This window comes from Acinetobacter sp. AOR12_HL, from assembly GCF_027855275.1.
Classification (GTDB): Bacteria; Pseudomonadota; Gammaproteobacteria; order Pseudomonadales; family Moraxellaceae; genus Acinetobacter; species Acinetobacter baumannii.
Genome location: NZ_JAKTIJ010000016.1, coordinates 218135 through 229475, shown reverse-complemented (window position 1 = coordinate 229475; position 11341 = coordinate 218135). Strand labels below are relative to the sequence as shown.

Below are 11341 nucleotides of genomic sequence, written 5' to 3'. Positions count from 1 at the left end.
AGGAAGATCATCATGGCTAAAGCCAAGTTTGAACGTAATAAACCACACGTAAACGTGGGTACAATCGGTCACGTTGACCATGGTAAAACAACTTTAACTGCTGCGATTGCAACAATTTGTGCAAAAACTTACGGCGGTGAAGCGAAAGATTACTCACAAATCGACTCAGCACCTGAAGAAAAAGCACGTGGTATTACAATTAATACATCACACGTAGAATACGATTCTCCAACTCGTCACTACGCACACGTTGACTGCCCAGGCCACGCCGACTACGTTAAAAACATGATCACTGGTGCTGCTCAGATGGACGGCGCGATCCTTGTATGTGCTGCAACTGACGGTCCAATGCCACAAACTCGTGAGCACATCCTTCTTTCTCGTCAGGTAGGTGTACCTTACATCATCGTATTCTTAAACAAATGCGACCTTGTTGATGACGAAGAATTACTTGAATTAGTAGAAATGGAAGTACGTGAACTTCTTTCTACTTATGACTTCCCAGGTGATGATACTCCAGTAATCCGTGGTTCAGCTCTTGCAGCGCTTAACGGTGAAGCTGGTCCTTACGGTGAAGAATCAGTTCTTGCTCTTGTAGCAGCACTTGACTCTTACATCCCAGAGCCAGAGCGTGCAATCGACAAAGCATTCTTGATGCCAATCGAAGACGTATTCTCAATTTCTGGTCGTGGTACAGTAGTAACAGGCCGTGTTGAAGCTGGTATCATCAAAGTTGGTGAAGAAGTAGAGATCGTTGGTATTAAAGATACGGTTAAAACAACTGTAACTGGCGTAGAAATGTTCCGTAAACTTCTTGACGAAGGCCGTGCAGGTGAGAACTGTGGTATCTTACTTCGTGGTACTAAGCGTGAAGAAGTACAACGTGGTCAAGTACTTGCTAAACCAGGTACAATCAAGCCGCACACTAAATTCGACGCAGAAGTATACGTACTTTCTAAAGAAGAAGGTGGTCGTCACACTCCATTCTTAAATGGTTACCGTCCACAGTTCTACTTCCGTACAACTGACGTAACTGGTGCGATCCAGTTGAAAGAAGGCGTTGAAATGGTAATGCCAGGTGACAACGTTGAAATGTCAGTAGAATTAATCCACCCAATCGCAATGGACCCAGGTCTACGTTTTGCGATCCGTGAAGGTGGTCGTACTGTAGGTGCTGGTGTTGTTGCTAAAGTAACTGCATAATCACTTTTCAGTGAAAAAAGCGCTCCTTTTGGGGCGCTTTTTTTATATCGAATTGTTAGACAATTCAGTTGAAAGCTGGCCTTAACTGATACTTCAATGTCCCTATTTGCACTTAAGCCTTTTTATTAAGTTTGTATGATAAGAATCAAGAAAACGAACAATAAAGTTTAAGTAACTTAGGTTACTGGTAAGGAGCTTTCAATATGAATGCTAAAGTGAATATCACAAATCGTGCAGGGGCAAGCTTTCCTGTACGTCGTATGAACTTTGATTTTAATGATGTGCCAGAATACTGGATGAATGGTTCCGCTGGACTTACGCATTTTATGACAGCGTTATCAGCGCTATTTCCAGCTGGTGAAAAGTTCTTTATTGATAGTGTGCGTGCTGTGCGTTATCACCCAGCAATTAAAGACAATGAAGAGCTACAAAAAGAAATCAGTGCTTTCATTGGTCAAGAGGCGATGCATACTCAAGAGCATGTAAACTTTAATGCTTCTGCCCAAAAATTTGGTCATGATGTTGAAACTTTAGAAAAGTTCACCGATACGGCTATTCAAACTGCCCGTAAAACTTTTGCAAAGCTCGTAAAACCATTTGGTATGACGCAAGAAATGGTGGACCTGACTGCTACTACAGCCCTTGAACATTTTACTGCAACCATTGCATCTCAGCTTTTAGTTAATACCCACATTCAAGAGTTGATGACAGATAAAACGATGTCAACCATGTGGTATTGGCATGCAATAGAAGAAAATGAACATAAAGCAGTTGCATTTGATGTGTATGAAGGTGTCTTTGGTAAAGGTGTAAAAGCTTATGCTTTACGCACAAGTTCACTTGTTTTTGCAATGGCTCTTATTTTCGCAATTCAATCTTCGTTTGTGGTTCGTCTTTTAAAGCAAGACCATAAATTAAACTTAGATGAGTTATTAGTAATTTATAAATATGGTTATAGCCCGTCGAAAGGCATTATTACGGGTATGGCTAAAGAGATGTTGGCTTATTTTAAACCAGGCTTCCACCCGAATGATTTAGATACGGTTAGCTTGTTAAAAACTTGGAAATCTAAACTTGGACTGTAAGCTGAAAGTAAGTGAAAAGGGCTGTTAGCAGCCCTTTTTTTTATTGTCTATAAATTATGATCCACTTTTAAAAGATGCTTGTTAATTTTGCCCTAGTATGAGCTATTGATGACCTCATCTGATAATTTGCTGGCCTCATCTGCACTTAAATAGCGCCTTTAAAGGCGTATTATTATAAATATTAAGAAAATAAATAAGGATATAAGTGAATTTTCGATTCGCTTAAAGGAGTCTGACATGAATGCTAAAGTAAATATTTCTAATCGTGCCGGAGCAAGTTTCCCTGTGCGTCGTATGGACTTTGAGTTTGCTCAAGTTCCACGCTATTGGGCAAATTACGATGCAGGATTAACTCATTTTATGACAGCATTATCAGCTCTTTTTCCGGAAGGAGAGCAGTTCTTTGTAAACAGTACTCGTGCTGTGCGAAATGATCCTAAACTGGCTGATCCAGCACTTCAAAAAGAAATAAGTGCTTTTATTGGCCAAGAAGCTATGCATTCTAAAGAGCATCTTGCATTTAATGCTTCTGCGCAGGCGTATGGATATGATGTTCGTAAAATGGAAAAACAAACAGGTAAAGTTATTAAAGTAGGTACTGCGGTTGTAACCAAGCTAATGAAACCTTTTGGTTATACAAAAGAAATGATTGATTTAACAGGTACCTGTGCTTTAGAACATTTTACCTCAACTATTGCGGCTGAGCTTTTACAAAACCCTGAAATTCAAGCCATGTTCCAAGATGACACTATGTATCACTTATGGATGTGGCATGCGGTAGAAGAAAATGAACACAAAGCTGTAGCGTTTGATGTCTATACTAATATGTATGGGCAGGGGCCAAAAGCTTATTTTATGCGTTCAACTGCTTTAATCATTGCAATGGCCTTAATCTTTGCTACTCAGTCTTATTTTACTGCTAAGTTACTTAAGACTGATGATAAATTAACATGGAAAGATACCAAATACATGCTTAAGTTCATGTATGGCCGTAAAGGTTTTATGACCCGTCAAATTCCAGAATTATTAGATTTCTTAAGACCAAAATTCCATCCAAATGATTCGGATACGACAGCTTTATTGGCCACTTGGCGTGAAAAATTAGGTCTTTAAAAAACTGACTGGAAAAGAGCAATTTAATTGCTCTTTTTTTTACTCGTTTTTTCTATTTAAGTTTCTATAATACGTTTACTTTGAAATCTAAAAATGTGTTGAAACTCATGATTCGTACTATGCAAGCCTCAGATATTGATAGTGTTGCTCAAATTGAGAAGCTTGTTCAAACACACCCATGGTCTAGACAGCAATTTGTAGAATCTTTAAATTCTTACCAATGTACGGTAATAGAATTAAATAATAAGGTGGTTGGTTTTTGTATTTTACAACCTGTATTAGATGAAGCGAATTTACTGCTCATGGCAATTGATCCTCAAATGCAAGGTAAAGGATTAGGATATCAATTGTTAGATGCGTCGATTGAGCGTTTAGAAAATCACCCTGTACAAATTTTTCTAGAGGTACGTGAAAGTAATAAGGCCGCTATTGGTTTATATGAAAAAACAGGGTTTCACCAAATTGATGTGCGTCGTAACTATTATCCAACCCAAGAGGGTGGACGTGAAAATGCCGTTATTATGGTAAAAAGCTGTACTGATGATTTTGCTTCTTTATTCTAAGAATGCCTGTCTTGTTGCTGTTTGAACAACAAGACAGAAGCAGATTATTTAATAATTAAATTATTCCATTCAGAAGGTAATGTGGTCATGAGGGAATTACCCAATTGATTGATCTCTTCTGGTGATAATGATCTATTTAAGCGGCGCCATTGCCCATCTAGTAAAAGTTCTAGCGGCGTATATTGAGATTTATAATTCATTTTAGCTGAGTGGGGAACCCAATAACCTAAGTAGACATATTCTAAACCGAGTGTTTTTACATATTCGATTTGATTCAGAATTGAATAAACGCCTAAAGATCTACGGTGTTCATCTGGGTCAAAGAAAGTATAGACGGCAGATAACCCATCATCCATTAAATCACAAGTCGAAACGCTAATAAGACGATTGTCTTTCCATAGTTCTAAGAAGAAACTATCTGTACAGCTATGGACCAAGAATTTTTCAAATTGATCTAAACTTGGCGGAAACATATCACCATCGGCATGGCGCTCGTTAATGTAACGTTCATATAGATCATAATGAATTTGTGAGGCTTGCCGTGTTGGTAGAACAGTCATGGTGAGATCTTGATTTCGCTTCCATGCTTTTTTTTGCATGCTGTTCATTTGGAAATCGGCAACAGGTACACGACAAGATAAACACTGCCTGCATAAATGACATTCAGGACGGTATACAAAGTCGCCACTACGACGAAAACCTAATCGCGATAATTCAGAAAGCGTCACTACATCAATCCGATGAATCGGATCTAAAAAGACCATGCGTGCTGATTTATTTTCTAAATAGCTGCAATCATGAGGTGGGGTAATATAATATTGCAGATCATTTAAAAGGGACTTCGGGTGATATGATTTCATGATTGGTCCCTCCTGTTATCATTCCATTAATTTTGCATTTAATGCTATTGTTTTACTTGAAAATACACGTTCTTGATACTTTTTCCAATTGATAGAGGGGTGAATAATTACATCTTGTAACGATTTAAGATATTCTTGCCGAGAAAGTGTACAAGCCCCAAGACTAATTAAGTGACTATTTACAAGTTGACAGTCAACCCAAGGAAGCTGGTTTTCTTGACCGATTAACATTAAAGTATAAAAAGCCATTTTAGAAACATCAGTTTGGGTACTAAACATAGACTCGCCAAAACAACCTTTACCTATCGTTACCCCATATAAACCACCTACCAGCTGCTCTTCTTGCCAGACTTCTACGCTATAGCCATAACCGGCATCAAACATTCCACAATAGCCTTCAATAATATCTTCACTAATCCATGTTTCATTAGCATAGCTTCGAGGTAGTGAACATGAGCGAATGACTTGCTCAAAAGCACGATTTACCGTAATGGTGTAATCATATTTTTTCATGTTCCGAATAAGCGATTTACTCGGTTTATAGTTTTGAGGATAAATGATACAGCGTGGTTCAGGGCTCCACCAACAAATAGGTTCATCTTCATTAAACCATGGGAAAAGCCCATGTGTATACGCTTCATAGAGTGTGGAAGGGGAGAGGTCAGCGCCTATACAAATTAAACCATGACCATCTGGATCTGATTCCTCCGGATCTGGGAAAATATATTGAGATAGAGGCAGTGTTTTCATAAAACCAAAATAATATGTGCTTTAGGGCTATGCTATAAAAATTAATACAGGGCAGCCAGTAATTATTATAAATTCCAAAAAACAGCCGTTATAAAACGGCTGTTTGAAATATCTAAACTTAAAGGTTATCTAGATATTTTTCGGCATCTAGTGCAGCCATACAGCCTGAACCCGCCGAAGTAATCGCTTGACGATAAATACTATCAGCAACATCACCAGCAGCAAAAACGCCTGCTACAGAAGTCGCTGTTGCGTTACCTGAAGTACCACTTTGTATTTGGATATAGCCATCACGTAAGTTTAGCTGACCTTCAAACATAGAGGTATTTGGTTTATGGCCAATTGCAATGAATAAGCCTTGAACTTGTACTTCTTGTTTGCTGTCATCTTTCGTAGATTTTAAGCGAACACCTGTTACGCCAGTATTGTCACCAAGAACTTCTTCAACCTCATGGTTCCAAACGATACTGATTTTGCCTTCTTTTTCTTTAGCAAATAAGTGATCTTGTAAAATCTTCTCAGAGCGTAAAGAATCGCGGCGGTGTACAAGTGTCACATGTTCAGCAATATTTGATAAATAAAGTGCTTCTTCAACAGCAGTATTACCACCACCAACAACCATCACATTTTGGTTCTTGTAGAAGAAGCCATCACATGTTGCACATGCGCTCACGCCTTGACCCATAAATTTTTGTTCAGACTCTAAGCCAAGATATTGAGCTGTCGCACCAGTTGCAATAATTAAAGCATCACAAGTGTACTCATCCATATCACCTTTAAGAACAAAAGGACGTACATTTAAGTCCACTTCATTAATATGATCATAGACAAGTTCAGTACCAAAGCGTTCAGCATGTGCTTGCATACGGTCCATTAGGACAGGACCAGTCAAACCTTCAGGATCGCCCGGCCAGTTGTCAACTTCGGTTGTTGTTGTAAGTTGGCCGCCAAGCTGTAAACCTGCAATAAGTGTTGGTTTAAGATTTGCACGTGCTGCATAAACAGCTGCACTATAACCCGCAGGGCCAGAACCGAGAATAATTAACCGAGAATGACGAGCACTCATTGAGGGTATCCTTATTTATTTCGAGAATTTTGAAAATTATACGTGAAATTGCCGACCAATAGCGTTAAATCAATGTGGATAATATTGATCAGGTCAATCGAATTAAGTTATATAACAATATAGAAGAGCCTTATGTTAACAACAACTGTAAAGAATCATGCACCTTTTTTGTAAGAACAGGTGCATAATATAAAGTTCAATCGTTGAAGATCTGAAATGTAGGTCTTCACATCTCTAAACCAATAATTAAATGGGTTACAGGACAGTATATGACTGCGGTGTCAAGTGTTTATGCACAGCGCTTATTGATGACATTATTCTTGGTCTCTTTTGGGATTTATATGTTTCTGGCGACAGTAACATATACACCATTTGATCCGGGCTGGATGCATATTTCAAGTGATACTCAGCAAGTATCCAATGCAAGTGGTATTGCCGGTGCATGGATTGCAGATTTGCTGTTTGGCTTTTTAGGTTGGGCAAGTTTACTTATTCCAATCTTCCTATTTGTTGAAGCGATTCAAGTCTGGTGGCCACATAGTTTTCTAAACCGCCCATTCCGTTATGCTGCGCAGTTCTTCTTAATTCTTGTTGTGTCGAGTTTGCTTTACCTTCACTGGAATGTACCCGCAGATACTTTAGATAATGCGGCAGGCGGGATTATTGGTTATGAGTTGGGGCAAAGCTTATCTCAACTGTTAACAATTTATGGTGCGACATTATTTCTACTTGTTTTTGGAGTAGTATTGTTCACTTTGGCATTTGGGGTGCAGTGGAGCAAAACATGGGTTACGCTCAAAGCAATGCCTGGTTATTTACAAGATTTATTCTATAAAAATGTATCTCCTAACGAATCTGCTTATGACTTAACCACACAGCCTGCGAATAAAGCAGCAACGGTAAAAGTTGCAGAGATGCCTAAAGCAGAAGAAGTTACGGATGAAGTAGAGCTAAATGCCCAACCAGAAAAAGCTCAAAGCAAAGCGAGCTCTACACGACATGATGAAATAGCAGAGCGTTTATTTGCCGATGTTTTAGCTAAAGAACAAAGTCAACCTGAAACAATTGAAGAAAAACCAACTCCTCAGCCAGAAAACTTTGAGCGTACACTTGAGCAAGCCCAACAGCTTAAAAAAGACAGTGAGCGTTTAGTGGCTACGGGAGAGGTTTGGCGTGCTTTACAGCGTGATGATGTAAGCCATAAACAAGAAATTGATGCGCTGTTACGAGCTGCTGATGATTCAAGTGAACAGCCTTCGACTCATGAGCAATTTCAGCAAACAGTTTATCAGGCTAAACAAAATCAACCATTGAATACTCATCAAGGTTTAGATTGGAATGATGATGAGATTTTTGATGAACTACTTGCTGCAGTTCCAAATAGTAAAACAGCAACTGATGTGCATACGCCATTTGTTCAAGATCATCATGTTGAACCAGAAGTTACACCGCAAGCTCCTCAAACATTAGTTGAATCATCTGTACCTGTATCGAATTTAAATCAGTCACCTAAAAATTTATCGAATGAAGAAGTCTTTGATGATTTTGACGACTTATTGATTGATGAGGATATCCCGCCAGCAACTCAACCGATCAAGGCAAGTAGCTATGCGCAATCTTCGGCTTTTGTAAAAGCGCCTATTCAAACTACGATTGGTGCAGAGAAGCTGTCAAAAGAAGAATTTATTGAAGCTTGGCAGGAAACTGCTGGAAAGCCTCAGGATGACCTTGAGGATGAGTTTGATTTTGATGCGCCTCTAACAGATGCATCAGGTCGACCAATGTCTCGTGCCATGCAAGTGGCCAAAAAGCGTTTAGATTTACCAACATTACCGGGCTTTGAATTGCTTGATAAGGTTGACCCAAATAAGAAAGTTAACTTTACCGAGGAACAGCTTTCTCGTTTGTCTGAGTTACTTGAGATCAAGTTACAAGAGTTTAATGTGAAGGCTCAGGTGGTTGAAGCTCAGCCAGGTCCAGTGGTTACACGTTTTGAATTAGATTTAGCACCGGGTGTGAAAGCATCTAAAGTGACTAATATTTCCCGTGACTTGGCACGTTCAATGTCTATGGCTTCTGTACGTGTGGTAGAGGTTATTCCGGGTAAACCATATATTGGTATTGAAGTTCCAAATAGTGCTCGTGAAATGGTACGTTTGATTGAACTATTGGAAACACCCGCATATCGTGACCCAAGTGCTCTCATTAGTATGGCAATGGGTAAAGATATTTCAGGTAATCCGGTACTAACAGACTTGGCAAAAGCACCGCATATGTTGGTTGCGGGTACTACAGGTTCGGGTAAATCTGTTGCTGTTAACTCGATGATTTTATCGATGTTACTCAAATATACGCCTGACCAATTGCGTCTGATTTTAATTGACCCGAAACAGCTTGAATTAGCCAACTACAATGATATTCCGCATTTATTAACGCCTGTAGTCACTGACATGAAAGATGCAGTGAGTGCATTAAACTGGTGTGTAAATGAAATGGAACGTCGTTATAAACTTATGTCGTTCTTAAAAATTCGTAAGTTAAGTGACTACAACCGAAAAGTTGAAGAAGCGCTTGCAAATGGAGAAGACTTGATTGATCCAACATGGAAACCAAGTGATTCAGCGACACAAGAGCGTGCACCTCGTTTGACGCCATTACCATCAATTGTGATTGTGGCAGATGAGTTTGCCGACATGATTATGCAGGTAGGCAAGAAAGCAGAAGAAATGATTACGCGTTTGGCGCAAAAATCTCGTGCTGCTGGTATTCACTTATTGCTTGCAACTCAACGTCCATCGGTAGATGTCATTACAGGCCTTATTAAAGCCAATATTCCAACGCGTGTAGCTTTACGTGTAAACAGTAAAATTGACTCACGTACTATTTTGGATGCAGGTGGTGCAGAAGACTTGTTAGGCCACGGTGATATGCTGTTCTTAGGGCCAGGTAAGATTGAGCCAGAACGTGTGCATGGTGCATTTATTAGTGATGATGAAGTTAACCGTATTTGTGATGCATGGCGTGAACGTGGCGAACCAGACTACGTAGATGAGATCTTAACTCCATTTGATGAGGAGCCTGCTTCGCGTGGCTTTGAAGAAGGTGATGGTGGTTCAGACCGTGATGCACTTTATGATCAATGTGTATCGTTTGTTTTAGAAACTCGAAAAGCTTCTACATCTTCATTACAGCGTAAGTTTAGCCTTGGTTATAACCGTGCCGCTCGTATCATTGATCAAATGGAAGAGAATGGTATTGTGAGTGCTATGGGGGCCAACGGTAAGCGCGATATTTTAGTTTAATATCTATAGTTAAAATTAAGCCTCTTCGGAGGCTTTTTTTATGGTTAAAAATAATAATTACTACGGGTAGTTTGAGATTTTATCAAATAGTAAAAAATGCTAATGTGTGCTTCTCAATAAATAACAATGAAACAAATCAGGAGGACAACATGTTAGTCGCGTTAATTACGTTAGCTTTTATTCATTTTTGTGCGCTTATTACTCCAGGGCCTGATTTTTTTCTGGTATCACAGATCGCAGTGAGCCGATCTCGTAAAGAAGCAATGCTGGTTGTGGCAGGAATAACAGCGGGTGTTATGTTTTGGGCTTCTTTAGCATTGATGGGCTTAAATATTATTTTTGAGAAAATGGCTTGGTTAAAGCAAGGTTTACTTATTGCCGGCGGTTTATACCTATGCTGGTTAGGATACCAAATGTTGCGTTCGGCATTTTCAAAAAATCAGCAGGAAGAGGTGACAACTGTTGAATTACCGAAAGCGCCGTATTTATTTTTTATGAAGGGATTACTCACCAATTTATCGAACCCTAAAGCTGTGATCTATTTTGGTAGTGTATTCTCTTTATTTTTAGCAAACCCTCAGCTTGATCAAGTCCATTGGCTGCTTTTTATTATTGTGTCGGTTGAAACAATTTTATGGTTCTGCTTTGTGACTTTTATTTTTTCATTACCGAGTTTTAGAGCCGCTTACCGTAATTTTTCAAAATGGATTGATGGTATTTCAGGTGGTATTTTTACCGTTTTCGGTATTTTCCTGATTGGAAACCGATAAATCCAGACAATAAAAAAGCCTCTTTAAGAGGCTTTTTTAATTACTAACTTTTAGATCACTTATATAGGAATAATATAACAAAACTGAAAAGAATCAGCAGCCACATGATAGAACCTATAATAATTAAAATGATTTGAGGTGTATTGAATTTTTCTTGCTCAATTGTTGTTTCTATTTGTTTTTGTGCATAATTCAACGCTTTAAAGGCTGGTATTAAAAATATAATGCTGCAGAGAGAGATAAGCCAGTAAGGATCAGGTAGGCGAACCAGTAAAGATGTAATGAGATATCCTAAATACATCCAACCTGAAGAGAAATCATTAATATACCCTTGTTCTTTTGCATAAGTTTTTATCCGATTAAATAGTGAATATAAAAAGAATATAGAAAAAATTGCACGAGCAGCGGGCATAATATTTAACTTATCTTTGATTAGAAAAAATCGCCATGCTTTAAACATCCACCAAATTGGGTATAAGCCAAAGGAAATTAAGGATAGAAAGATAAACTTATTAACACTAATAACTTTTAAATTTTCTATATGATTTGATTGGATGGATTGTGTTTGATTTAAATTAGTAGGTTCTGGATTCATGAATTTATATTTGGAATGAAATAGTGCTGATGAC

The 11341-nt window shown here is 38.6% G+C and carries 10 protein-coding genes; 6 read left to right on the top strand and 4 right to left on the bottom strand.

Annotated features, from left to right (window positions below):
- Positions 1–12: 12 nt before the first annotated feature.
- The 4 genes from tuf to rimI all read left to right on the top strand — a co-directional run bounded on the left by tuf (position 13) and on the right by rimI (position 3964).
- Complete coding sequence (tuf, locus tag MKL36_RS07505) at positions 13–1203, top strand: elongation factor Tu (protein ID WP_001029610.1); 1191 nt, start codon at positions 13–15, stop codon at positions 1201–1203.
- A gap of 203 nt (positions 1204–1406) precedes the next feature.
- Complete coding sequence (locus tag MKL36_RS07500; protein ID WP_000992302.1) at positions 1407–2288, top strand: metal-dependent hydrolase; 882 nt, start codon at positions 1407–1409, stop codon at positions 2286–2288.
- 237 nt (positions 2289–2525) lie between these two features.
- Positions 2526–3401, top strand: coding sequence for a metal-dependent hydrolase (locus MKL36_RS07495; protein ID WP_000992291.1), 876 nt, complete (start codon positions 2526–2528; stop codon positions 3399–3401).
- Between the two features lie 107 nt (positions 3402–3508).
- Positions 3509–3964 carry a ribosomal protein S18-alanine N-acetyltransferase gene (rimI, locus tag MKL36_RS07490; RefSeq protein ID WP_000621543.1) on the top strand — a complete coding sequence of 152 codons (456 nt, stop codon included), beginning with the start codon at positions 3509–3511 and terminating at the stop codon, positions 3962–3964.
- A 44-nt stretch (positions 3965–4008) separates the two neighbouring features.
- Here rimI and MKL36_RS07485 read toward each other — a convergent pair whose 3' ends face one another.
- The 3 genes from MKL36_RS07485 to trxB form a co-directional block, all read right to left on the bottom strand.
- Positions 4009–4824, bottom strand: a complete 816-nt coding sequence (locus tag MKL36_RS07485; protein WP_000844343.1) for an arginyltransferase — start codon at positions 4822–4824, stop codon at positions 4009–4011.
- Positions 4825–4842: 18 nt separating this feature from the next.
- Positions 4843–5574 (bottom strand): leucyl/phenylalanyl-tRNA--protein transferase, encoded by a 732-nt coding sequence (gene aat / locus MKL36_RS07480; protein ID WP_000854785.1) that lies wholly within the window; start codon positions 5572–5574, stop codon positions 4843–4845.
- 118 nt (positions 5575–5692) lie between these two features.
- Positions 5693–6640, bottom strand: coding sequence for a thioredoxin-disulfide reductase (gene trxB / locus MKL36_RS07475; RefSeq protein ID WP_005139969.1), 948 nt, complete (start codon positions 6638–6640; stop codon positions 5693–5695).
- A gap of 269 nt (positions 6641–6909) precedes the next feature.
- Between trxB and MKL36_RS07470 the strand changes: the two genes are divergently transcribed.
- Positions 6910–9942, top strand: coding sequence for a DNA translocase FtsK (locus tag MKL36_RS07470; protein ID WP_004748102.1), 3033 nt, complete (start codon positions 6910–6912; stop codon positions 9940–9942).
- Positions 9943–10091: 149 nt separating this feature from the next.
- On the top strand, positions 10092–10712 hold the full coding sequence (gene rhtC, locus MKL36_RS07465) for a threonine export protein RhtC (protein WP_004748101.1): 621 nt from the start codon (positions 10092–10094) through the stop codon (positions 10710–10712).
- Between the two features lie 55 nt (positions 10713–10767).
- Here the strand turns inward: rhtC and MKL36_RS07460 are convergent, their stop codons facing one another.
- Positions 10768–11307, bottom strand: coding sequence for a hypothetical protein (locus MKL36_RS07460; RefSeq protein ID WP_001067701.1), 540 nt, complete (start codon positions 11305–11307; stop codon positions 10768–10770).
- Positions 11308–11341: the final 34 nt, after the last annotated feature.

What these genes read in the sequence shown, in the direction of transcription:
- rimI (WP_000621543.1), top strand. Translation starts at nt 3,509, where the DNA reads ATGATTCGTACTATGCAAGCCTCAGATATTGATAGTGTTGCTCAAATT.
- tuf (WP_001029610.1), top strand. Translation starts at nt 13, where the DNA reads ATGGCTAAAGCCAAGTTTGAACGTAATAAACCACACGTAAACGTGGGT.
- MKL36_RS07460 (WP_001067701.1), bottom strand. Translation starts at nt 11,307, where the DNA reads ATGAATCCAGAACCTACTAATTTAAATCAAACACAATCCATCCAATCA.
- MKL36_RS07495 (WP_000992291.1), top strand. Translation starts at nt 2,526, where the DNA reads ATGAATGCTAAAGTAAATATTTCTAATCGTGCCGGAGCAAGTTTCCCT.
- MKL36_RS07470 (WP_004748102.1), top strand. Translation starts at nt 6,910, where the DNA reads ATGACTGCGGTGTCAAGTGTTTATGCACAGCGCTTATTGATGACATTA.
- aat (WP_000854785.1), bottom strand. Translation starts at nt 5,574, where the DNA reads ATGAAAACACTGCCTCTATCTCAATATATTTTCCCAGATCCGGAGGAA.
- trxB (WP_005139969.1), bottom strand. Translation starts at nt 6,640, where the DNA reads ATGAGTGCTCGTCATTCTCGGTTAATTATTCTCGGTTCTGGCCCTGCG.
- MKL36_RS07485 (WP_000844343.1), bottom strand. Translation starts at nt 4,824, where the DNA reads ATGAAATCATATCACCCGAAGTCCCTTTTAAATGATCTGCAATATTAT.
- MKL36_RS07500 (WP_000992302.1), top strand. Translation starts at nt 1,407, where the DNA reads ATGAATGCTAAAGTGAATATCACAAATCGTGCAGGGGCAAGCTTTCCT.
- rhtC (WP_004748101.1), top strand. Translation starts at nt 10,092, where the DNA reads ATGTTAGTCGCGTTAATTACGTTAGCTTTTATTCATTTTTGTGCGCTT.